This window comes from Psychroflexus montanilacus (genome assembly GCF_020164535.1).
Taxonomy (GTDB): domain Bacteria; phylum Bacteroidota; class Bacteroidia; order Flavobacteriales; family Flavobacteriaceae; genus Psychroflexus; species Psychroflexus montanilacus.
On record NZ_JAIQZC010000001.1, the window covers coordinates 1,255,637 to 1,279,965 of the forward strand.

23 protein-coding genes are annotated in these 24,329 nt (G+C 37.5%); 7 read left to right on the forward strand and 16 right to left on the reverse strand.

The genetic code is table 11. From position 1 onward, the window contains the following. Positions 1–4: 4 nt before the first annotated feature. Positions 5–559 carry a YeeE/YedE family protein gene (locus LB454_RS05965; protein WP_224463696.1) on the reverse strand — a complete coding sequence of 185 codons (555 nt, stop codon included), beginning with the start codon at positions 557–559 and terminating at the stop codon, positions 5–7. Between the two features lie 142 nt (positions 560–701). Between LB454_RS05965 and LB454_RS05970 the strand changes: the two genes are divergently transcribed. Further along, positions 702–1,349: a porin family protein gene (locus LB454_RS05970; protein WP_224463697.1), complete on the forward strand. Its 648-nt coding sequence runs from the start codon at positions 702–704 to the stop codon at positions 1,347–1,349. Here the strand turns inward: LB454_RS05970 and LB454_RS05975 are convergent. Then, positions 1,346–2,764, reverse strand: a complete 1,419-nt coding sequence (locus LB454_RS05975) for a hypothetical protein (RefSeq protein WP_224463698.1) — start codon at positions 2,762–2,764, stop codon at positions 1,346–1,348. The two genes, LB454_RS05970 and LB454_RS05975, sit on opposite strands and share 4 nt — an antisense overlap. A 44-nt stretch (positions 2,765–2,808) precedes the next feature. Between LB454_RS05975 and LB454_RS05980 the strand changes: the two genes are divergently transcribed. Beyond that, on the forward strand, positions 2,809–4,635 hold the full coding sequence (locus tag LB454_RS05980) for a T9SS type A sorting domain-containing protein (protein ID WP_224463699.1): 1,827 nt from the start codon (positions 2,809–2,811) through the stop codon (positions 4,633–4,635). On the opposite strand, the gene bioA is transcribed toward LB454_RS05980, so the two are convergent. The 13 genes from bioA to thiL form a co-directional block, all read right to left on the reverse strand. After that, positions 4,632–5,954 carry an adenosylmethionine--8-amino-7-oxononanoate transaminase gene (gene bioA, locus LB454_RS05985; RefSeq protein WP_224463700.1) on the reverse strand — a complete coding sequence of 441 codons (1,323 nt, stop codon included), beginning with the start codon at positions 5,952–5,954 and terminating at the stop codon, positions 4,632–4,634. The genes LB454_RS05980 and bioA overlap by 4 nt on opposite strands. 73 nt (positions 5,955–6,027) lie before the next feature. Next, positions 6,028–6,651, reverse strand: coding sequence for a dethiobiotin synthase (gene bioD, locus LB454_RS05990; protein ID WP_224463701.1), 624 nt, complete (start codon positions 6,649–6,651; stop codon positions 6,028–6,030). Positions 6,652–6,653: 2 nt separating this feature from the next. Continuing rightward, on the reverse strand, positions 6,654–7,817 hold the full coding sequence (locus tag LB454_RS05995) for an aminotransferase class I/II-fold pyridoxal phosphate-dependent enzyme (RefSeq protein WP_322962834.1): 1,164 nt from the start codon (positions 7,815–7,817) through the stop codon (positions 6,654–6,656). Then, complete coding sequence (gene mnhG, locus LB454_RS06000) at positions 7,792–8,187, reverse strand: monovalent cation/H(+) antiporter subunit G (RefSeq protein WP_224463703.1); 396 nt, start codon at positions 8,185–8,187, stop codon at positions 7,792–7,794. The genes LB454_RS05995 and mnhG overlap by 26 nt, the downstream gene beginning before the upstream one ends. Next, complete coding sequence (locus LB454_RS06005) at positions 8,180–8,455, reverse strand: cation:proton antiporter (protein ID WP_224463704.1); 276 nt, start codon at positions 8,453–8,455, stop codon at positions 8,180–8,182. Before LB454_RS06005 ends, mnhG begins: the two co-directional genes overlap by 8 nt. After that, on the reverse strand, positions 8,452–8,934 hold the full coding sequence (locus LB454_RS06010) for a Na+/H+ antiporter subunit E (protein WP_224463705.1): 483 nt from the start codon (positions 8,932–8,934) through the stop codon (positions 8,452–8,454). Before LB454_RS06010 ends, LB454_RS06005 begins: the two co-directional genes overlap by 4 nt. 6 nt (positions 8,935–8,940) lie before the next feature. Beyond that, positions 8,941–10,449, reverse strand: coding sequence for a proton-conducting transporter transmembrane domain-containing protein (locus tag LB454_RS06015; protein ID WP_224463706.1), 1,509 nt, complete (start codon positions 10,447–10,449; stop codon positions 8,941–8,943). After that, positions 10,446–10,799 carry a Na+/H+ antiporter subunit C gene (locus LB454_RS06020; protein ID WP_224463707.1) on the reverse strand — a complete coding sequence of 118 codons (354 nt, stop codon included), beginning with the start codon at positions 10,797–10,799 and terminating at the stop codon, positions 10,446–10,448. The genes LB454_RS06015 and LB454_RS06020 overlap by 4 nt, the downstream gene beginning before the upstream one ends. Further along, positions 10,800–11,213: a Na+/H+ antiporter subunit B gene (locus tag LB454_RS06025; protein WP_224463708.1), complete on the reverse strand. Its 414-nt coding sequence runs from the start codon at positions 11,211–11,213 to the stop codon at positions 10,800–10,802. A gap of 4 nt (positions 11,214–11,217) precedes the next feature. Next, positions 11,218–13,524: a putative monovalent cation/H+ antiporter subunit A gene (locus LB454_RS06030; RefSeq protein WP_224463709.1), complete on the reverse strand. Its 2,307-nt coding sequence runs from the start codon at positions 13,522–13,524 to the stop codon at positions 11,218–11,220. A 155-nt stretch (positions 13,525–13,679) separates the two neighbouring features. After that, positions 13,680–14,090: an OsmC family protein gene (locus LB454_RS06035; RefSeq protein ID WP_224463710.1), complete on the reverse strand. Its 411-nt coding sequence runs from the start codon at positions 14,088–14,090 to the stop codon at positions 13,680–13,682. A gap of 84 nt (positions 14,091–14,174) precedes the next feature. Then, positions 14,175–14,378: a putative signal transducing protein gene (locus LB454_RS06040; protein WP_224463711.1), complete on the reverse strand. Its 204-nt coding sequence runs from the start codon at positions 14,376–14,378 to the stop codon at positions 14,175–14,177. A gap of 15 nt (positions 14,379–14,393) precedes the next feature. Further along, the gene (gene thiL / locus LB454_RS06045) at positions 14,394–15,443 is read right to left on the reverse strand and encodes a thiamine-phosphate kinase (protein WP_224463878.1); all 1,050 of its coding nucleotides are present in this window, start codon (positions 15,441–15,443) and stop codon (positions 14,394–14,396) included. A 137-nt stretch (positions 15,444–15,580) separates the two neighbouring features. On the opposite strand from thiL, the gene LB454_RS06050 reads away from it, so the two are divergent. The 4 genes from LB454_RS06050 to LB454_RS06065 are packed head-to-tail and all read left to right on the forward strand — an operon-like array spanning position 15,581 to position 20,172. Next, positions 15,581–16,996 (forward strand): choice-of-anchor B family protein, encoded by a 1,416-nt coding sequence (locus LB454_RS06050; protein ID WP_224463712.1) that lies wholly within the window; start codon positions 15,581–15,583, stop codon positions 16,994–16,996. Continuing rightward, on the forward strand, positions 16,996–18,366 hold the full coding sequence (locus LB454_RS06055) for a hypothetical protein (RefSeq protein ID WP_224463713.1): 1,371 nt from the start codon (positions 16,996–16,998) through the stop codon (positions 18,364–18,366). Before LB454_RS06050 ends, LB454_RS06055 begins: the two co-directional genes overlap by 1 nt. Before the next feature lies 1 nt (position 18,367). Continuing rightward, on the forward strand, positions 18,368–19,123 hold the full coding sequence (locus LB454_RS06060) for an MbnP family protein (protein WP_224463714.1): 756 nt from the start codon (positions 18,368–18,370) through the stop codon (positions 19,121–19,123). Between the two features lie 8 nt (positions 19,124–19,131). Further along, positions 19,132–20,172, forward strand: a complete 1,041-nt coding sequence (locus LB454_RS06065) for a cytochrome-c peroxidase (protein ID WP_224463715.1) — start codon at positions 19,132–19,134, stop codon at positions 20,170–20,172. Position 20,173: 1 nt separating this feature from the next. On the opposite strand, the gene LB454_RS06070 is transcribed toward LB454_RS06065, so the two are convergent. Continuing rightward, positions 20,174–21,943, reverse strand: coding sequence for a glycoside hydrolase family 15 protein (locus LB454_RS06070; protein WP_224463716.1), 1,770 nt, complete (start codon positions 21,941–21,943; stop codon positions 20,174–20,176). A 173-nt stretch (positions 21,944–22,116) separates the two neighbouring features. Here LB454_RS06070 and LB454_RS06075 point away from each other — a divergent pair, with 173 nt between their 5' ends. After that, positions 22,117–24,324 carry a bifunctional alpha,alpha-trehalose-phosphate synthase (UDP-forming)/trehalose-phosphatase gene (locus LB454_RS06075; protein WP_224463717.1) on the forward strand — a complete coding sequence of 736 codons (2,208 nt, stop codon included), beginning with the start codon at positions 22,117–22,119 and terminating at the stop codon, positions 24,322–24,324. Positions 24,325–24,329: the final 5 nt, after the last annotated feature.

Below are 24,329 nucleotides of genomic sequence, written 5' to 3' on the forward strand. Positions count from 1 at the left end.
GGTTTTAAAAAATTAAAGGATATATAAAATTGATCATAATTAAACCTCCAATAAAGAAGCCTATCACCGCGATCAAGGAAGGTAATTGAAGGTTACTCAAACCCGAAATTGCGTGTCCGGATGTACAGCCTCCTGCATATCTTGCCCCAAATCCAACAAAGAACCCTCCTACTAATAAAATAGCGAGAATTTTGGGATCGCTCAGACTTTCGGCACCAAAGATCTCAGTGGGTAAGTAAGCATCTCCTGTACTTGTGATGCCGTAAGTTTCAAGTTTTGTGGCAATCTCTGGATTAATGTCGACTGTATTGTCAGATAAGTAGTTAGCTGAAAGAAATCCGCCAATGATGGCTCCAAGAACAACAATTAAATTCCACCGTTCTTTTTTCCAGTCAAACTTAAAAAAGTCTGATGCTTTCCCTGCTCCACCAATAGAACAAGCGGTCCTGAGGTTGGAAGACATTCCAAATTGTTTCCCTACAAAAAGCAGAGCAAACATCACTAATGCGATAAGCGGACCTGATACATACCAGGGCCAAGGATTGGTAATCCATTCCATAGTTTTAAATTTTTATGCAAATTAAAGCCTTGTTGGTCATATTTATTGTAACAATGGTTACTAATTGCTTTTCAAGGTTAAAATTGAATTAAGGCTACATTTAAACGTTTGAAAAAGTCTAATTTTATGTAAAATTTACACGATGAAACTTACATACGCTACACTTGTAATTCTATTAACTTTTTCGATATCAACCTTAAGCGCTCAACAAGAGTATTTTGAATATGGTTTCAAAGGAGGAATTAATTTATCCACTATTTCAGGAGACAATGTATCTAACTACGAGACAAGGACTTCTATGAATATTGGAGGGTATGGACTTTATAAAATTCTACCAAAATTTGGGATACAAGCAGAGCTATTATATTCTGAGCAGGGGTTTTCCAATGAATTTAGTGACATTGATCAAACGACTAATGAAGAAATCGACATTGATGAAATTTTAAGAATGCAATACATCAACCTTCCTGTTTTATTGAGTTATAATGTCGTTGAAAACTTATGGGTAGAAGGTGGTGTACAAGTTGGTTACTTAGTAGATGCTGAATTGGAACAAGAAACTGTAAGATTGGGAGATACACAACAACTCATAAGTGAAACAGAGAACATTAACCAAAATGACAGATACGAAAGTGTAGACTTTGCGTTAGCAGGTGGCTTACGCTACAAACTGAATCAAAACTTTATGGTACAGGCAAGATATACCAATGGTATAACCGATGTTGATAAAGAAACCCCTGGTGACCAGTACAACAGTATTTTTAGTTTTTCTGTTGGTTTTGTGTTTTAATTAATATTTAGATTCTGGGAAAAAATAGTCAAGTTTCCAGATTGGGTACCTGTTAATTTTTGACACCAGATTTCAACATAATCATTGGGGTTTAAAACGACTGTTCCTGATAAAGAAATGCTAGACACATTGGTGATATTATCAACATAAAAGATAGCGTTTGTCCTATTTAAAGTTGTGTTTCCATTCACTCTTATAAAAAAAGAATAGAATTCACCCTGCCTATTCGTTCCTCGAACAGATAGAGAAGCATTTATCGAAAAAGCCTTGGCCTCTTTACCTTCATATCTAAGTCGATTCACTGCATTTGATGAAAACCTTAAGAGATTTGAAGTGACCGCACCACCAGTCAGCTTAAAAGCTGTACCCACTGCAGCTGATGTCAATCCGTATCCTGTGTTTAAATCACCGTCATAATAAATATTTCCTGTAGCAACATCGTCATTTTCATCTTTAATTCCAGGCGCCTGAACAAACCAATTTTTTGTGAAATTTGTATTTGAAGGTGTTGATGTATACTTATTGATTTTAGTGACAGATGATCCCGAAAATACAGTCCCTGTAATAACACCTTCATCCACATTTGGATTGGATGAAACATCTATAGCCACAGCTCCTGTATCAGCAATCGAAAATCCACTTGCCTTCTGAATCAAATGAAAATCTCCTTCAAACTTTTCAAATGTCCCGGAATTTCCAGCCTGCCAAGCTTGATTATTCAGTAATAAATTCGTTATATCAGAATAAACCACTCCGTTTGAGTTATTGATATACTGAACATTACTTAGAAAAACAAAACCTATTCCAGAAACAGTTCCTACACTAGCCATGTTACTTATGATTGTGTTTTGTACCAATAAGGATGATCCAGCACTTAAAGCAAATACGTTTGCACCACCTGTAATTGATAGGTTACGAATACTACCACCATTACCTTCAAAAATATTACCTGAATTTTTGATCAATACGTCTTCACTAGCGTCTAATCCTGCTAGGTAGGCACCATTTAAATTTAAAGGAGTATCTATGTTTACAGGACCATTAATTTCATAAAAGGTATTTGAGTCTAGAGTTATAGCTCCCCCAGAAGCATCAGGAAAATCTTCCTGTGATTTTATTAAGACATAATTATCTCTTTCTAATCGCGCAGAACTTAAACTCTCCCATGACGATTCATTTTCATTATAAAAGTAATAAGCCTGTAAATCTGTATCAAACACAGTAAGCCCGTTGGCTGGTCCTGGAATAGCAGATCTTTGGGCTGATGTCATCCTAGGCAGCAAAACTCCTTCCTCTGTAGATTCAACATCTAAAATAGAAGAATTTGATGGTGTATCTGTTCCTATTCCTACCTGCGCCTTTACAAAATGTATGGAAATAAAAACAATAAGAATAAAATAAAAGCTATTTTTCATAATTTTACATCTTTATATTGATACGAATTTAGTAATATTGCTTTATGAAAACGACACTTTTGTTAATTATTTTCACATTTGTATCAAATACTTTGTATCCTCAGGTTTTTGTTGAAGAGAACACTCGGATCACATTAACTAATGAGGTTGATTTATCTGTTGCTGGTAATTTCAAAAATAACGGAAGTATAGTTGGGACTGGATTTCTGAAACTTGTTGGCGGCAATGCTCAAACTATATCAGGTGATGGAATTTTGGAAAATTTCAATATCCATAAAAGTGGCAGTCAAGCTGAAATTACTGGAGGACATCAAGATGTTTTTAGAATTTTTGAAATACACGGGGGTAATTTTTTTCCGAATGCTAAAATCACCCTAAAAAGCAACGATACGCTGACGGCCCAAATAGGCATAAATACTGGAGGTGACATTGCTGGTGATATGGTTATTGAGCGTTTTATACCAAAATCTAACAGAGCTCACCGGTATTTCTCTTCGCCTGTTGCTACTTCAGAAAGTATTTTAAAGAACTTACAAGAAGGACAAAACAATACAGGAACCAATTACCCAGCTGATAACACAGATACCATTCCAGGATTTGGAACTCACATCACAGGATCCAAAACAGGTGATAACGGATTTGATGCTACACTAACGGGTAATTCTTCATTTTTTATTTGGAATGCCGATACTCAGACCTGGACTTCTATCGACAATACTGATATAAATACGCTGGATAAAGGAGATCGTTTTTCGCTTTTAACTCGAGGAAGTAGAGCGACAAGTCTAAGTTCTAATTCTGCTGTAGGACCCGAAACAACTTTAAGGCTTACAGGGAATCCAACAATTTTAAACTTCAAAAAAAGCATCCCGATAGTATCAGAAAATAGCTTTATTCTATTAGGAAATCCATATCATGCAGCAATGGATGCCAACCTTTTTCTTAATCGAAATGAAGGCTTGAATACAAATTTCATTTATGTATATGATCCAACTTTGAATTCTCGCGGAGGGTATGTTACCGTTGAGTTACCAGGAGGAACAAACATACAGGGCTCTGAAGCCAACCAATATATCCAGCCCTGGCAGGCTGTTTTTATCGAAGCTACAAACATAGCCCCAACAACCTTAAATTTAACTTTCAAAGAAGAAGATAAAAAGGTATCTGAACCTCAGGTCGGTACGTTGGGCCTGTCTACAAGAATTGATTTAAAATTACAGCATGAAAGTGAAACCAAAGATGCTATAAGCTTAAAACTAGGACACGGAGCAAATTCAGGGATAGATCAAAAAGATGCGAAAAAACTATGGAATCTAGATGAAAACCTATCCATCTATTCACAAGGCAGCTACCTGAGTATAGAAGAGCGGAGCTTTCCTATATCCAAGGATACCGTCATGCTGCATACTTACCAAAAAAGAAAAGAGAATTATAAATTAAATCTACGTACCTCAAATCTTCATGAGGCCAAAATCATCTTAAAGGATTTCTATTTGGATAAAGAATACCCTCTAGAGTCAAATCAAGATGTAGTTATTGATTACCAGGTAGCAGAAAGCGAACCAGAATTTAGATTTGGTTTAATCATTGGAACCGAAACCCTTTCGGATGAGGAATTCACTTCACAAAATTTCCAAATTTACCCAAACCCAGCCAGAGATGTTTTAAACATTGAATCCTTAAGTGATTACCAACACCAATTAAATTTTAAAGTTTATTCTCTTCTCGGACAACAGATTGCTAAAGGAACTTTAAAAAATCAGGATAAAGTTACAGTTCTGGACACCTCTTCCTTTTCTGAGGGAGTTTACCTCCTTGTGATTACAGATGATAACAACTTAAAAGAAACTTTGAAATTCATAAAAATTTAAACGTGTTTCTTTTCCAAAACCTCAAGATAATCCTCTATTGCTGCATAAACTTTGGCTAGCTGAGATTCCGTAATCACATAAGGCGGGAGTATATATACAGTTTTGCCTAATGGTCTCAGAAAAACCCCCTTGCTCATAAAGTAATTAAACATTTCATCTCGTGCATTGCCATAACGTTCCATTTCAACATTGAGATCCAAAGCCAGAATCACACCAATCTGCCGAACCTCTCCAATCAGGTGATGCTTTCGCATTTTATCAGCAAACATCTGATTTAAACTCATAATGTTCTTTATGGACTCTTGTATGTCTTGAGATTGTAAAAGTTCCAGACCTGCAATAGCAGCAGCGCAGGCTAAGGGATTTCCAGTGTAGGTATGTCCATGAAAGAGTCCTTTAGAAATCTCATCCGCATAAAAGGCCTTATAAATTTTTTTGGTACAGCTCGTAATTCCCATTCCAACCATTCCTGCAGAAAGAGCCTTACTCAGGCACATCACATCTGGCTTTTCAGTTAAATAATCTGAAGCAAAGTGTTTCCCGGTTTTTCCAAACCCTGTCATCACCTCATCAGCAATACAAATCACGTCCTGGGCTTTGCAAATTTTTAAAACGTCTTCAAGACCTTTGCGATCATAGGTCTGCATAGCAGCGGCTCCCTGCACCAAAGGTTCATAAATAAATCCAGCGACAGGATGCTCTTCCAAAATCAATTTCAGTTGGGCAATGACTTCATCATTATTGGCTCCATTAGGCTTAGGAAGTCTTACAACTTCGATGAAATGATCTTCAAAAGCTCCATTGTATACCGATAATCCAGACACAGACATAGCCCCAAACGTATCCCCATGAAATCCATCTTCCAGCGCCAGCATCACTTTCCTATCGTTCCCCAGATTGTGGTGATATTGCAAAGCCATTTTTATACCGATTTCAGTCGCGGTGGAGCCATTATCGTTAAAAAACAATTTATCCTGATTTTTAGGTAAGATCTCCACTAACTTCTCCGACAATTCAACTGCAGGTTCGTGAGTAAATCCACTAAAAACTACCTGATCCAGAGTTTCCATTTGAGCTTTTACCTTTTTTACAATATACGGATGACAATGCCCATACATACTGGTATACCACGAAGCAATAGCATCTATGTAAGTTTTACCAGACTCGTCCTTCAGCACTGCTCCTCTGGCCGACTTTATAGCCAGAAGCTCAGGGTTTAGTTTATGCTGAGTCAAGGGATGCCAAATGTGCTTTTGATCCCGTTTGGAGATTGAAGGTTTGGTAAAAGGTAATGAAATATGCTTGCCAAAAAGTTTCATGTCTATGTATTTGCTACAAAGTTAAGCTCTTTAAAGCTACAAATAGTTTCTACTGAATTTAATGCAGACAAGCTTAAAATTTCTCTAAATTCAGCTTTAACGCTTGAGCATACTTTGAAATCACGTCTTTAGAAAATTCCTCCTCCTCATTGATTCTGCCTAAATACATAGCCTGGGTTTTCTTTAAAATAATGCTTTCTGTAGTAGGATGTTCGTTACCACTAAATAGGATACCGATGTTTGAAAACCCTCGACTCTTTAGAGCTTCAACAGACAGTAAGGTATGATTGATACTGCCTAGATAATGCCTTGACACCAGAATAATTTTATCTGAAGTTTCAATCAAGTCGATAATGCAGTCTTTAGCATTTAGCGGGACCAGCAAACCACCTGCACCTTCTATTACCAGATTATTTTTAGTTTTAGGCCTTTTGATATGTTCGAGCTGTATCTCAATATTATCAAGACCTGCTGAGGCATGAGGACTCATAGGAGTTTTTAAGGCATAGGTATTATCGTGAAACTTAGACTTTGAGTTGCTTATTAAGGCTTTGACCTTATGCGTATCAGAATAGTCAAGATCGCCTGCCTGTATAGGTTTAAAATAATCGGCTTCCAAAGCTTCTGTCACGATGGCTGAAGCTATAGTTTTTCCAACTTCAGTTCCAATTCCTGTGATAAAATAAGTATTATTCATTTTTATTTTTTAATCAAATAATTTGTCAAATGGTTTAAGACCTTCTTTATTTCCTCTTTAGTAGTATAACTATGTAAGCAAAATCTAAGTCGTTCTTTTCCTTTAGGAACGGTTGGAGATAAAATGGCCCTAACATCAAATCCATCTTGCTGAAGTTGATGTGATATGGACTTTACCTTTTTGTTACCACCAATCACACAAGACTGAATTGCCGACTGACTTTTGATAAAGTAACTCGATAGGTTTTGAGATTGAATCTGATCCAAAAAGAAATTGATGTTGAAATTTAACTGCTCAAAATCTTCAGGATTTTGCTTTAAATACTCGTGTGCAGCCCAATTCCTGGAAGTGTTTTCTACACTTGGTGCAGTGGTGTAAATAAAGCTTTTAGCAAAATTAATAAGGTATTGCTTTAGATCTTGAGTCCCTAAGACGGCAGCGCCGTGAGATCCAAAAGACTTTCCAAAGGTGATGACTCGAGCAAAAATGGACTCTGAAAATTCAGACGCGCCACGCTTTGAAATCGTACCTATAGAATGGGCTTCATCTAAAATTAAGTATGCTCCAAAACGCTCGCATAGCTCAACTATGCGATCTACATCAGCACTATCTCCATCCATGGAAAACACATGTTCTGTGACCACGTAAATGGTTTCAAATTGATCCTTAAACTTAGCTAACTTTTTCTCCAAATCTTCTAAATGGTTGTGCTCAAATTTATAAGCTTTAGCTTTACTGAGAGTGATTCCATCTCGGATAGATGCATGACTTAATTCATCGTAAAGAATTAAGTCCTGACGTTGAGCAACAGAGGAAATAAGTCCCAAATTAGCATCATATCCAGAATTGAAAACCGTGGAGGCTTCAGTCTTGTAGTAATGACAAAGGTAGGACTCAAAGTCTTCAATCATTTCGTAATTCCCAGTGAGGAGTCTTGAGCCAGTAGCGCCATGAAGTTCATTGGGATAAGCTTTTCTTTTTTCTGTGGCAAGTTCAGCAATAGATGTATTTCTGGAAAATCCAAGGTAGTCATTGGAAGAAAAATCTATCCATGAAGCGTTTGGTTTTTGAATTGACCTTAAAGCCCCTTCATCTTTTCGCTGAACTAATTTTTGCTTAAGTGAATCTGGCAGTGAAATATTAGGCTTTCGGCTTAGGTTTTTCATCTTTTTCATCCTCATTATCGTGACCCTTCAGCTCGTGTGTAGACTTATTGTATTTATCTTCAAGATCATCAATTACTGATTTCCCCCAGAGCTTATTCCCAAGAAAATATGAAGTTCTACCGATAAGGTGCGCGCCAACTGGAGCAGTGATTAATATAAAAATAATAACCGCAATAACTCTGGTTGTTACAGACATTTCGAGAAAAAATAATGCAGCAGCGGTGAGCAGTAATCCTACACCAAGGGTTGCTGCCTTGGTATTTACTGAAATCCTCAAATACTGGTCTGGCATCCTAAGGGTTCCGATTGCTGCTAATAATACGAAGAGCGCTCCCAGGCCTGAAGTAATGTATACTAATATATCAGTCATTTTTATTTCGTTTTTCGAGGTAATATGCAAAAGCAACTGTTCCTAAAAAGGCGATGAGTGCGAGAACCAGAGATATATCCAAAAAAGTAGGCTTATCGCTCAAGATACTGTAAATAGCTATTATACCAATACTTATCGTGATTAATAAATCCAGGGCAACTACCCTATCTACAATGCTGGGTCCCTTGATAAATCTAACAAATACCAAGAGTGAAGATATGGAAAGTATTGGTAAAATGATGTAATATAAAAAATCGTGTACGTTCATCGCAATATTTCTAGTAAGCGTCTTTCAAATCCTTGTTTGATATCAGCTATAAATTCCTTTTTATCCATCACATACATGGCATGCACATACAGGACACTTCTATCGGTAGAGACGTCCAGTGCCAGTGTACCAGGTGTGAGTGTTATCAAGTTGGCTAAAAGTGTGATCTCCAAGTCAGATTTTGCATCAAGTGGCAAAGCTACAATGCCTGGCTTCATACTAAATTTTGGAGTTACCACTTCGTAAGCAACCTGTATATTGGCCTTTGTCAGTTCCCAGATAAAGAATAAGATAAAACTTATAATTCTAGGGATAATTTTAAAGTATTTAGTACTGCTTTTGTCTTTGGAGCCGCTCAGAATCCAAAGTATAATGAAACTAAGGATGAATCCAAATAAAAAATTATTGAACTCATACCCCCCGGTTAAGAAGACCCAGATCAGTGTCAGTAGTATGTTTGAAAGAAATTTAGTTTTCATCTGGATTTATCTTTTTAAAACTGCATTGATGTACAATTCATTATTCATAAGCTCTGATGCAATTCTTTGTGACAACTGCTGAATGTGCTCTGCGCCAAATCCTATATATAAAGTTACAAAAGTTAGAAACGCAACTGGAAATATAAAAGTGAACTTTTGCCCAATTCTTAATTGATCAAAATAGATAAACTTCTCTGGAAATTTAAGCTTAGGCTGGTCTTTCCAAAAGACTTCTGCCCAAAGTTTGGCAATAACGATGAGGGTGATCAAACTCCCAAAAATCAAAGCCCCAAAAAACCAATACTGCTGAGCATTAAAACTAGCCAGGATGAGTGATATTTTAGGCCAGTAACCAGAGAGTGGCGGGATACCCACCAGGGAGAATAAAGGAATAGCTATAAGCAAACTTAGCTTAGGGTAGTTGGCGTACAAACCTCCCAGTTTCTTCATATTGGTGGTGGTTTTGATTCTATAAATCAAACCGCTGATTAAAAATAAGTTGGTTTTGATAATAATATCATGAATCAAGTAAAAGATAACACCAGCCATCGCTACTTCAGTAAACAATGCAAGACCACCTATCATGAAACCAATATGACATATAATAAAATACATAAAGACTTTCTTGATATTATTCTGAATAATAGCACCAATTCCTCCACTGAATATGGTCATGATCGCTAAGGTAAGGAGTAAAATAGTCAAGAACGAATCACCTCCATAAATTAAGGTAAAGACGCGTATAAGTGCGTAAACCCCAACTTTGGTCAATAATCCAGCAAATATGGCCGATACTGCCGAGGGTGGAGTATGGTAGGAGGCTGGCAGCCAAAAATAAAGAGGAAAAATCGCGGATTTGATTCCAAAACCTACCAAAAATAGAACTGCACTAATCTCGACAAGAGTGGTGTTTTCTACTTCTGCGATCTTTAAAGAAATATCTGCCATATTCAACGTACCTACAAGTCCATAGAGAACTCCAAGGGCGGTAAGGAATATCATAGAAGCAAAGAAGTTGAGCGCAAAATACTTTACTGCCCCTTCCAGCTGGTTCTTCTCGCCACCGATACTGATTAAAACAAAAGAACTAATAATGATAATTTCAAACCAAACATAGAGGTTGAAAATGTCACCAGTTAAAAAAGCTCCATTAAGTCCCAGCAATAGAAAATGAAACACGCTGAAATAACCAAATCGCAATCTGGCTTTTATGACTGAAATTGTTGAAAAAACAGAAACCGCAAAGCCAGCGATAGCAGTAAGCAAGACCAGTGTAACTGCCAGCATATCCCCCACAAAAACAATCCCAAACGGAGCAGACCAGTTTCCGGATTCCACAATATGTGTCCCATTGTTATAGACAAAAATAAATGCCCAAATAGCAACTACCATGGCAACCGCATTTCCAACAATACTTACAACTTTTTGGAAATTAACTTTATTCCAAAAAAACATCAAAAGGATGCTAAAAAACAAGTGAACTACGAGTGGCAGTATGATGATGTCGTTTGTCATGAATCTTCGTCTGTAGTGTTAAGTTGATCTAGATCGTCTGTCTTCAATACTTTATAAGTTCTTTTTACCAAAATAATGGCAAAAGCCTGTAATCCAAAACTAATCACAATGGCAGTGAGGATTAAGGCTTGAGGTATGGGATCGGCATAAACGCCTTCCAGGACTTTTTCTGCAGAGTCTATTATAGGGGGTTCTCCTTTTGTAATTCTTCCTAAAAGAAAAATAAGAAGATTCACTCCGTTACCCAGAAGAATAATGCCTAGAATAAGCTTGACCATGCTTCTTCGCATAATCATATATATGCCGGAAGCATAAAGAACACCAGTAATAATTGCTAATATTATTTCCATTTATGCTGATTCTGAAATTGTAAAAATGATGGTTAAGGAGGCTCCTATCACCACGAGATATACGCCAAGATCAAAAAATAAAGCTGAACCTATGGCACCAATAACAGGAATTGGATTTTCTACCCAAAGTCCAGTCATAAGCGGTAAATCTGAGAAAATGATAGGAGATACACCACTCAAGAAAGCAATCAACAAGCCAAGTGGCATTAAGAAACCTGGATGAATTTTTAAAACTGATTTTGTTTTATCCAAACCATTAGAGAACGCGTCAAGTACAAATGCAATGGCAGCCACCAGTCCTCCTACAAAACCTCCACCAGGCAGGTAATGCCCTCTCAACAGTATAAAAACTGAAAACAGCAATAATACTGGCAAAAGATAACTTGATGCAGATTTTAAAATTATCGTTTTCATTTATTTATTTTTTGTCTCTCGATTTCAATCTTAATTTAAGCAATCCAAAAACACCTAGGGCAGCTACTATTAATACTGATATTTCAATCATCGTATCTATTCCTCTAAAGTCAACCAAAATTACATTAACTATATTTTTACCGCGAGCCAATTTGTAGGCATTTTCAGCATAATATTCTGTAATCTCTGTATTTTTAGGTTCGTTGAGAACTCTCAGAATAAGCAAAGTGATTAAAATTCCAAAACTAATCGATAGAACTCCGTGCTTAATTCTAAGTCCTGTGTCTGAAAGTTTTAGGTATTTAGGCAATTTATACAGCACTAAAACAAACAATATTACTGTAAGTGTATCAACGGAAAATTGAGTCATCGCCAAATCTGGCGCACTATAAAACAAGAATAGCAAACTAAAGGACAGACCAACCACACCAAGTGCAGCAACTGCGGCCAATCTAGATTTAGTGAACACTGTATATAAAACTCCAGACAATAACATCAGTAGGATAGATATTTCATAAATGGTCAACTCTGTGAGCGTTGAAAAATCAATTTCTAATGAAAAGTCTGTGAATATGAGATAACCCAACAACAGTATAAGAAAGGCCACAATAATGGACAAGTAGTGCCTTAAGTACCCAGTTTGGAAAAAATTAGTCCATAACCTGGAAAAAACAGCAAAGCCTTCAGACAACTTGAGAAGTAAATCTTTTGGAGCTATCACGTCTAGTTTTGCGATGGCATTTTCCAACGCATGTTTCGGTTTTAATGTAAAATACAGCACTGTGCCAAGCAAAAGAGTGATGGCACTAAGTCCTAATATAGTATTGAATCCATGCCAGAGTTTAAGATGAAAATCCTCAAACTCGATGGCTTGGGTCATAGCGATTGGCTTGGCAAAAGCAGACTCTATCAATCCCGGGAATAATCCAAACACAAGACCAGCCAATGTCATAACTAAAGGTGGAAGCCACATCAATGGAGATGGAAGATGTAACTTTTCAAATTTTTCTGGCAACTTACCCATGAAGGGCTTTACTCCTGCTACAAAACCAGCATAAAACAACAGCACATTGGTGGAAATAGCAATGATTGTGAGAAATATTGCATTGTCTTTAAAATGAAGTGTAGCCTCGTATATTAAATCTTTACCTACAAACCCGAGAGTTGGAGGTACACCGCCGCTAATGAGAGCTGCTACAAAACCAGCAATAGCTACAGGCATCATAACTTTTCGCAAACCAGCTAGTTGAGTAACATCTCGTGTTCCTGTTTCATGGTCAATGATACCTGTAATTAAGAACAAAGAGGCCTTATATAAAGCGTGAACAACTATAAAAACGGCTGCAGCAATAAGTGCGGCCTGAGTTCCTATCCCAATTAAAAACACCAGAATTCCCAAGGCTGAAATCGTAGAATAAGCCAAAATACCTTTCAGGTCGGTTCTGAAAATGATGTGGAATGCTGAATACACCATAGTCACAGCCCCAACGCTAATTAAAATCGTGTGCCATATCTCTCCACCGTTCAAGACGGGTGTCATCCTAAATAACAAATACACCCCAGCTTTAACCATAGTGGCTGAGTGCAGATAAGTAGACACTGGCGTTGGTGCTTTCATAGCTCCAGGTAACCAGAAATGAAATGGAAATTGAGCAGATTTTGTAAATGCTGCACCAAAAATTAATAGTAAAATCAAAAGGTAATGAGGGCTATCTGTAATTACATCCCGCAACATAAGCATTTCAGAAATGCGGTAAGTCCCCGCTACATCGCCTAGCAACACAGCACCACCAAGTAGTAATAAACCCCCGATTCCTGTAATCCCTAAGGCTGTAAGTGCAGATTTACGAGAATCTGCCTTGTCGTTATTGAATCCAATCAAGTAAAATGATGAAATGCTGGTAAGCTCCCAAAAAATGAAAAGAGACATCAAGTTATCGGAAAGTACAAGACCCAACATGGCAGCCATAAACAGACTTAAGTAACCATAAAAACGATCCAGATACTTGTGGTCTTTAAGATAAGCAGCCGTGTATAGAAAAACCAGCGAACCCACTCCTGTAATCATTAACGCAAATAGCAAGGCTAAACCATCTAGAGTAAAACTGAGATTGACGCCAAAACTAGGTATCCACTCATGGTTTTCATAAATTACTTCACCAGCAGAAACCTGAGGTAAAAACGTGAGGAAGTAAATAAATAAGCTAATTGGAATTAAAGAAGATAGAACAGCAAGTTTTCCCCTGAAATAAGATCCAGCAAACACAAGAAATAAAGAGAATAAAAATCCTAAAAGTACTGCTCCTAGCATGCTATAATTTATTTTTTACAAATATATCGATATTTCACAAAGAGTATAACTCTTAGAATACTTAGCATTCTAAATGTAAAAATCCTTTGCGACATTTTTTTAAATAAATATGCTGTTGAACGTTCAACAGCATATTTATAAAATTTTGATCTTGATTAGATGAGTTCAGCTTCCACTGAAATTTCGGTGTCGAGCAACTTTGATATAGGGCAATTCGTTTTGGCCTTGTGTACTAGTTCATCAAATTTACCTTGGTCAATTTTATCAATTTTAGCTTTAAGTGTAAGATGAGATTGAGTGATATTTCCATCTTTGAAAGTTACTTCTCCTTTAGTTTCAAGGCTTTCTGGCACAAACTCTTCTTCTGTTAAGAAAGCGGAAAGCTGCATTGCAAAGCAGCCCGCATGAGCAGCAGCAATCAACTCCTCGGGATTGGTACCCTTCCCATCTTCAAAACGAGAATTGAATGAGTAAGCCGTGTTTTCTAAGATTCCACTTTGTGAAGAAAGTGATCCGTTTCCATCTTTAATGCTTCCTTTCCAAATTGCTGTTGCGTGTCTTTTCATCATTAATTTTTTCTAAAATTAGTTATAATTATGAGCATGCAATTGGATTTCAAATAAAATTAACCAAATGCTCATCTTGGATGACTATTCAGATTGAAATTGCTTTATAATTTCTCTTGCTTTTTCAAAGTCCTTTTCATTAACCTTAAGTTCATAATCGCCAAATACTCCTGCAAAACCGGGATCTACATTATTAATTTCGAAATTCTCAATTCCTTCAGAATCTAATAAATTTTTAATTCCCATTAGTTCTACTTTAGATTTTGTAATCAATATTTTTTTTGTCATGACAGCCGATTTTAATTAGTCCTCATCCTGCATCCCGTTCCAGCCTCTGGCCTTTATCGGGATTTTTGTATTCATTCTTGAAATCAAATGTATACCATCGCTTTGTTCTGCCATGTGACCAATTACAGTAAGATTGGGATTTGCTTTTATTTTTTCAAAATCAGATTGATCGATCGTAAAAAGCAATTCATAATCTTCTCCCCCATTGAGCACTACTGTCGTAGAATCCAATTCAAACTCCTCACAGGTTGAAATACAAAGTGGATCCAAAGGCAGCTTATCTTCAAATAAATTAGCTCCCACTTTCGAATGTTTGCATAAATGCATCAATTCAGAAGATAAACCATCGCTTATATCAATCATGGAAGTAGGTTTTACTTCAAGTGCTTTTAGAAGTTCCACAATATCTTTTCTAGATTCAGGCTTCAATTGACGTTCTACAATATAGGTATATTTTTCAAGATCGGGCTGAGCATTAGGATTGACTTTAAACACTTCGTTCTCACGCTGTAAAACTTTCAGTCCTAAAAAAGCTCCACCTAAATCTCCGGAAACCACCAGCAAATCGTTGGGTTTGGCCCCACTTCTGTAGGTAATATCTTCTGGCTTGGCCTGGCCCATTGCCGTTATGCTTATGGTTAAACCTTTTATAGCTGAGGTAGTATCGCCACCTACAACATCCACATTATACAAATCTGCTGCAGCAGTAATACCGCTGTATAACTCTTCTAAAGCTTCTACTGTAAATCTATTTGAGCAAGCGATGGAAACCGTAATTTGCTCAGCCTGTGCGTTCATCGCATAAACATCTGATAAATTGACCATCACTGCTTTATAGCCTAAGTGTTTTAATGGCATGTAGGCCAGGTCGAAGTGAATCCCTTCTACTAAAAGATCGGTTGTGACCAACGTATGTTTATCATGATTTAATACAGCAGCATCATCCCCAATGCTCTTCACGGTCGAAGAATGCTTTACCTTTAGAAATTGAGTAAGATGATCAATTAGACCAAACTCCCCTAGTTCTGATAGTTTTGTCTTGCTGTCTTTACTATTTTGAAACATGTCATTTTTATTTTGAAATGCAAAGTTAGTTAAAGGTTTTGGATAGTTGAGAGTTAAAGCTAAGAGTCCTATATTCATAACATTAGACGTTTATACGAATTAAATCTTTTCCGCTATATTTGGATAAAATTCTTATTTTGAAAAAGATTTACTCTGTTTTTTTTGCTTTCTTATTTGGTTCAACGATGTATTCCCAAATTCCTTGTGAAAATGGCTTTGCAGGGTCTTATCCATGCAATGATTACGATTTAATGGCTCATATTGACCTAAATGAACTTTCTGCAAGCTCTGGAAACGATTCATGGGGGTGGACAGATCCTGAGGACGGCAAAGAATACGCCTTAATGGGCTTAACCAACGGCACGGCTTTTATTGATATTTCAAACCCAACCGAACCAGTTTATCTTGGCAAACTCCCTACTCATACTCAGTCTAGTAGCTGGAGAGATATCAAAGTTTACAACAATTTTGCTTTTGTGGTTTCGGAAGCTAGCGGTCATGGTATGCAGGTGTTTGATCTAACTCGACTGAGAAATGTCACTAATGCACCCACCACCTTTGATAATGATGCGCATTACGATGGTTTTGGGAATGCACACAATATTATCATCAATGAGTCTGAACCTTATGCTTATGCTGTAGGCTCCTCAACCTTTAATGGAGGAGCACATATTGTAGATATTTCAGACCCACTTAATCCTATTTTTGCTGGAGGTTATGACGGAAGTTTTTACACCCATGATGCCCAGGTAGTCACTTATGAAGGCCCGGATAGTGATTATACCGGTAAAGAAATATTTCTGGGAAGCAATGAAGATGAAGTCGTTTTTGTAGATGTTTCCGACCCTTCTAATCCAGTGTTAATCTCTACCGTTTCATATAGCAATATTGGCTATACGCATCAAGGCTGGCTAACTGAAGATCACCGCTATTTTTTACTTGGTGATGAATTTGATGAAGCAAATTTTGGATTCGATACAAAAACCATCATTTTTGATTTGGAAGATTTGGACAATCCTAGCTTCCTCTTCAACTATTTTGGACCTTCTTCTGCAATAGATCATAACGGATATGTGCATGGAAATACGTTCTTCCTTTCTAATTATAATGCTGGTATTAGAATGGTTGATATAACCTCTATCGGCTCTCAAGACATAAACGAAATTGATTATTTTGATACTTATCCTGAAAATGATAATGCGGGCTTCCGAGGCGTTTGGAGTAATTACCCTTACTTTGAAAGTGGTAATATTGTAGTGAGTGATATCAACAGAGGTTTTTTTCTGATCAGAAAGTCAGGCACGCTTAATACAACTGATTTTGCTCAAAATAACTTTTCAATATTTCCTAATCCTGCAAAAACTTTCGTTCAGATTCAAACTCCATCAGAAGCGATTCAATTAATTGAGCTTTACAATCTAATGGGACAAAAAGTATTTTCTCAAACCTATAAAAATCAGAAGGATGTCCAAATAAACGTGGAGTCTTTGAAAACTGGCCTTTATATGCTTAAAATCAACAATTCATTTACCAGAAAACTTGTTATTAACTAATGCTAAAATCAATTATATATCTCATTTTTATAGCCATACTTATCTCTTGCTCTAGTGATGACGACCAGGCTGAAGAACAAACGGATGAGGCACAGGAATTCCTTGGCGAAGTAAGTATTGCTAAAACCATAGGCGGATCTCAGCAGGATGATTTTCTATCGGTAGTTGCTACTCCTGACGGAGGCGCAGCAGCTTTTGGGTTCACCCAAAGTAATGATGGAGATGTGGTAGGGAAATCTGCTACAGATAGCGATTACTGGCTGGTCAAATTTGACGAAAACCTCAACATAGAATGGCAGCAAGTATTTGGGGGCAGCAATGATGACCGCGGACAGGACATGATTTCAACTTCAGATGGTGGGTTCATTGTAAATGGTTTCACCAGAAGTCTGGATGGTGACGTCTCCCAAAACTTTGGATTTCAAGACTATTGGGTGGTAAAGCTAGATGCTAATGGCAGCATACAATGGGAAAGAAGTATAGGCTATTCTGGAAACGATCGAGGTTATGGCATTACTTCAACCAAAGACGGTGGATATTTTGCTACTGGCTTCCTTGATGTAACAGCATCGGGAGGTGAAGGAAATGATGATTTTAATAACTTAAAGACCAATCACGAAACTGCTTTACCAAAGCATGGAGTAGGCGAATTTTGGGGAATCAAACTTTCGGGCGAAGGCGAAATGGAATGGAGAAGATATTTTGGAGGAACCAATAATGACAGAAGCTACGGCAGCTTACAGACGGAAGATGGTGGGTTTATTCAAGTTGGGCATTCTGAAAGTGACGATTTTGATATTACAAACCCCAGAGGAAGCTACGATGTATGGGTAGTTAAAACAAACTCTAATGGAGATTTGGATTGGCAAAAGAATTTTGGTGGAAGTAGTATAGAAGTGGGTTATGATGTGATTCAAACAGACGATAATAACTTTATGCTGGTGGGTGATACCCGAAGTGATGACCAAGACGTTTCTAATCTAAAGGGGAATGCTGATGTTTGGGTAATTAAATTTGATAACGAAGGAAATAAAATTTGGGAAAACACCTATGGAGGACCCAACTTTGATGCAGGCAGATCGATAATACCCATAGGGAATGATGAGTATTTTGTCACAAGCAGCTCTCAAAGTCAAACCGATCAACTCTCATCAAATTATGGATTAAATGATGTATGGACTTTTATTATTGATGGTAGTGGAAATTTAAAATGGCAAAAAAATATTGGTGGAACTGGTTTAGACTTCGGAAACGATGCTGCTCAAAATACTAAAGGAGAAATATTTGTAGTTGGAAGTAGTGAAAGTGAGGATAACGACTTCATAATCAATAAGGGAGATAAAGATGCATTCATTCTAAAACTGAAGTAAAATGAAAAAAATCATCACTTTAATAGGTTTCGCTTTGTTAATGTCTTCTTGTAGTAACGATGGCGACACCAAGAATATTACAATAAGTTTTGAGAATAAAATAGCTGGGGATCGAATTAATCTTGGAACTGGAAATTATCAAAACACATCCAACGAATCTTACTCAATTGATGAGCTCAAATACATTATCAGCAATATTCAATTGGTAAAAGAGAATGGAGAGGTGTTCACCTATCCTCAAGATAACAGTTACTTTTTAATCAACGAAAGTGAACCAGAAAGCCAAATTATTGTTTTAAACAATGTTCCTGCTCAAGACTTTCAAACACTCAAATTTGGGATTGGTATAGATCAAACCAATTACCCCTTGAATGGGGTAGACAACTTTGTCCCTACTGCAGAAGAAAACCAGATGTTATGGAGCTGGTCAGCTGGCTATATCTTTTTCAAAATAGAAGGTGATTTTTCAATAGAGAACGAAAGCCATCAGGATAATTTCTTGTTTCATATCGGTAGTCACGGGACAAATCTAGATAATTATAAAACCGTTGAATTATCGGCTACTCAATTTGATTTGGATCTTACGCGTAAAGATCTCATTGCCATTGAAACTGATATATCCAAACTTTTCAATGCTGTTCACGACATCAGGATCAATGATAAATCAGATATTCAGGTAGACCCTGTAAATGCGCCAAAAATTGCTGAAAATGCAAGTCAGATGTTTTCATTGAAGCCAACTCACAGCACTAATTAAATTTAAGGATGAAATTGTCATTATTAATTTTTTGTCTGTATTTCTGTTTGGCTTGTAACAGCGATGAGGATACTTATGTTCCAATTTCAGAAGACAAAGCATTGGATTTTCCCCAACCCGATTTTTTTCCTCAACCCGTTTACGATTTAGATGAAAACCCTCCAACAGAAAAAGGATTCGAATTAGGCAAGAAGCTATTTTATGACGGCCGGTTATCCTCAACAGGTGTTATTTCCTGTGGGTTCTGTCATATTCAGGAATTTTCCTTCACGCATCACACCCACGAAGTTAGCCATGGCGTCAATGGAGCTTTAGGAACCCGTAATGCACAACCTCTTGTTAACCTGGCCTATTTTAATGAGTTTTCCTGGGACGGTGCAGCACCTCACCTAGATGCATTTTCTATTATCCCTATCACTACAGATGTAGAAATGAATGAAACGGTCACCAATGTGTTGAACAAACTTGAAAGTGACGAGGAATATATTGACCTTTTCTCAATAGCTTTTGAAAATGGAAAGGTCAATACGCAGAACATGTTCAGAGCTTTATCTCAGTTTATGGTGATGATGGTTTCTGCAGATACCAAATACGATAAAGTCCTAGAGGGCAACGCCGTATTCACTGAAGCTGAAGCTGCAGGTAAAGCCTTGTTTGATTCCAAATGTTCTGGTTGTCATGAAGGCATTCTTTTCACTGATCAATCTTACCGAAATAATGGTTTACCTATTGATCCCAGGTATAATGATATAGGCAGAAAACGAGTGACTGGTCTTGAAACCGACAAATACAAATTCAAAGTTCCTTCCTTAAGAAATATAGCTGTAAGCTTACCCTATATGCATGATGGTCGTTTTAAGACACTTAAAGAAGTCCTAGACTTTTATGATTCTGGCGTTCAACTTACAGAAAATCTTGATTCTGTTTTCCAGCAAAGCAACTCAATAGGGATTTCTCTTTCTGAAACTGAAAAGGAACAACTTATCGCTTTCCTTAACACTTTAACCGATGACAATTTTCTTCTTGACAGAAGGTTTTCTGAGTTTTAAGTTAAACTGCTTTAGATAAATTAATAGCTGTTTCAATTAGTGCCAGATGCGAATAAGCCTGTGGGAAATTTCCCAATAAACGTTTGGTTTTAAAATCAATGTCTTCACTCAAAAGCCCTAAATGATTGGAAAATCCTATCAGTCGTTCAAATTGCCTTCTGGCCTCCTCTACTTCTCCAATTTTATTCAAACTATTGATGTACCAAAACGTACAAATGGTAAATGAAGAACTTGGCAGTCCAAAATCATCTTTATTTTTATAACGGTACAAGAGGCCATCATTCGTGAGATCTCTCCCTATAGCCTTTACGGTACTTACATACTTTGGATCCTTAGCCTCAATAAATCCGTAAGTTTCCATCAGCAGGACAGAAGCATCTAGATCTGTAGATCCATAAGACTGAGTAAATGCCTGTACCTCTTCATTCCACGCATTTTCCAGAATATCATTTTTGATAGCTTGCTCCAGCGTTTTCCAGCGCTCAAGTTTTGAAGTCTTATTGAATAATTTTGAAATCTTAATAGCTCTGTTTATAGCAACCCAGCACAAGACTTTGGAAAATGTAAAGTGACGGTCTTCCGATCTAAATTCCCATATGCCCTTGTCTGGCTCTTGCCAGTGTTTACCCACTACCCAGGCAATTCCTTTGGTGATGGTCCACAATTCTTCTTTGTTATCGGTATCGGATTTAAATTTCACCAGCTCCTGATGAATCACATCCACCAAAATACCATAAATGTCATTTTGTTTTTGAGCGTAGGCCGCATTCCCTATTCTCACTGGCTGCGATCCATTGTAGCCGGAAAGGTGAGACAGCTTTTTTTCTGTAAGTTCTTTTTCTTTATTGATCCCATACATGATCTGCAGCTTCTCGTTTTTATCTGGAATCAAATCAATAATAAATTGGAGATACCGCTTAGTCATTCTGGTGTGACCAAGTTGAGACACTACTTTCACAACCATGGAGGCATCCCTTATCCAGCAAAAACGGTAATCCCAATTCCTTACTTCACCAATCGTTTCTGGCAGAGAGGTGGTCGCTGCAGCGAGGATGGCGCCAGTTTTTTCGTAACTAAGCAGCTTTAGGGTCATCGCACTTCTCAAGATCATATCATCATAAGAACCGAAACGAGGGGTATTAAAACTCCAGTTAAGCCAGTACAGTTTTGTTCTTTCAAAATCCAAGGTCACCGAAGCCATGCTTGGGAGATCGATCTTTTCATTATAAGACATGACAAAAAAAGCATCTTCAGTAAGCTCTATTTCTTCTGAATTGACCACGGATTCCTTAGGAAGTGAGGTATATAGAAATAAAGTATCAAATTCATCTGCCTCGGTAAGCGCTACGATGAAATCTTTCTTGATATAAATTTCTGTGTTACTCAAAGCGTATTCCAGTTTTGGTGAGTAATCTATTTTTAACTTTGGAATTCCTTTAGTCACTTTGAGATAACGGATCACCTCAGGCGGTGCATGGTAGTTTTTGTCTTTTTTGGCATACCTGGCTAAGAAATCATAAAGTTCAAAGCTAGCCTTTTCAGAAACAAATTCAGTTTTAAGAATACAGGTATCCTTTAAATAAGTTTGAGATATAGTGTAGGAATCATCCACTTCAAATGCGAACTGTCCTCCTTTTTTCTCATCCAGTAGCTTAGCAAAAACTGAAGCCGAATCAAATTCTGGCAAACAGCACCAATCTAGCGATCCTGTATCTGAAACTAATGCAGCAGTTCTACAATTTCCTATAATTCCGTAATTCAAATTATTCATACCTAAAGTTTATTTAACCAAATTACTAACTCCTTCAACAAATAAAGGGGTTGGTTTAACAATAAATTTAAATTTTGGAGCAAACCCCCTAAAAATTTGACCCTCTATGAGGGATTAAAATCTTATTTTTATAAAAATAAAGGAAATAATTCGACCTAAAGGAATTTTTTGATATGAATAAAACAATTATAGTTTCAAACAGGTTACCTCTTAAAGTAAGTTTTGAAGATGATCAACTGGAAGTTACCCCAAGTGTGGGAGGACTAGCCACAGGTCTCAAAACTGTACACAAAGGAGGCAATGGCATCTGGATAGGCTGGAGTGGAATGACCAAAGAAGAACTGACACCAGAACTGGAGAAACAGGTTAACGAAGCTGTTACCAAAGAGCAGTGTGTAGCAGTCAACCTTACCCAAAAAGACTTGGATTTGTACTACTATGGATTTAGCAATCGAACACTTTGGCCTTTATTTCATTATTTTATAGAGTATACAGAGTATAGCCCGGAATCCTGGGAGGCTTATAAAAAAGTCAATCAGAAATTTGCTGACAAAGTACTAGAGCATGTGGAAGATGGCGACAAGGTCTGGATACAGGATTACCAACTGCTACTCGTTCCTGCGATGGTAAAAGCAAAAAAACCAGACATCTCTATCGGTTTTTTCAATCATATCCCCTTCCCTTCTTACGAGATTTTCAGGACCTTCCCAAAACGTAAAGAAATTCTTGAAGGTATGCTGGGTGCCGACCTCATCGGTTTTCATACTTATGATTATGAACGCCATTTTCTGAGTTCGGTCAAGCGAATTCTAAGTTTGGAGGTAAATTTTAATAAAGTCACCTACAAGAACAGAATTATAAAAGTCGATTCTTTCCCTATGGGAATCGATTATGAAAAATTTGAACAAGCCGCCCTGGATCACGACAAAATGGATGAAGACCATAAATCTGAAATCCAGAAGCGCCTGGATCAGCATTTACAAAATGAAGATGGTGTCAAAATGATTTTGTCTATTGACCGAATGGATTATACCAAGGGCATTCCCAACAGAATCAAAGCCTTTGAATATTTTTTAAAAAAATACCCGGAGTTTCAGGAAAAGATCAGATTGATTATGCTTGCGGTGCCCTCACGCTCGCAGGTTCCACAATATCAAAAACTGAAACAGGAAACCGATGAGCTCGTAGGCAGAATCAACGGAGAATTTTCCACCGTAAGCTGGACCCCGATCTGGTATTTCTACAGAGCTTTGCCTTTCGAAAACCTGATTGATCTCTACACCTCTTCGGATGTCGCGCTCATCACTCCCGTGAGAGACGGCATGAATCTGGTGGCTAAAGAATATATAGCCACACGGACACGGGAAGATGGCGTTTTGGTACTAAGTGAAATGACAGGTGCTTCTAAGGAACTGAATGAAGCTTTACTCATCAACCCTTTCAATTATGAGGAAATCGCCGATAGCATAAAGCAGGCTTTGGAAATGCCAAAACCTGAGCAGAAACAAAGAATGAAAGCGCTACAAAAGCGTGTATCCAGATATAGTGTAAGAAAATGGGCCAATGAATTTATGAATTCGCTAAATCAAGTCCACAAGGTCTATCATACCATCCAGGCCAAAAAGGTTGATGAGAAAGACCTGACTGATTTCAAAGCCCAAATGACATCTACAGCTTCAAAGTTGTTGTTTTTGGACTACGATGGAACACTGGTTAACTTTACCAATCAGCCAGAAGATGCTAGACCAGACCCGGAGCTTTATGAGCTCCTGAAAAATTTAAATTCCAAACCAAATACAAAGCTAGTCATCATAAGTGGAAGAGATAAGAAAACCCTAAACGAGTGGTTTGGCCATACGCCTTACACCTTAGTTTCCGATCATGGGGTTTCCATGAGACTGGAAGGGGAAGACTGGAAAATGATGGAAAGGCTCAAAACCGACTGGATGGAAGATGTTCTGCCTGTTTTGGAAACCTTCGTAGACAGAACCCCGGGGACACTGGTCGAAAAGAAAAAATATTCTCTGGCATGGCACTACCGCAATACCGATGTGGAATTGGCACAAAAACGACTGGTAGAAATCAAAACAGTACTGACCAGTTTTATTTCCAATACTGATCTTACCCTTCTGGAAGGTAATAAGGTGATTGAAATCAAAAGTAGTAAGGTAAATAAGGGTCGTGCTTCCTCCAACCTGGTGGATCACTTCCCTTCAGAACATATCTTTGCTTTTGGGGACGACTGGACCGATGAGTTTATGTTTGAAGAGCTTCCTGAAAAAGCACAAACCATAAAAGTAGGGGTAAGAAAGACCAAAGCTAAAAATTACGTGAATACCGTTGAAGACGTCAGATCACTTTTAAAAACCATAGCTGAATAAAATCA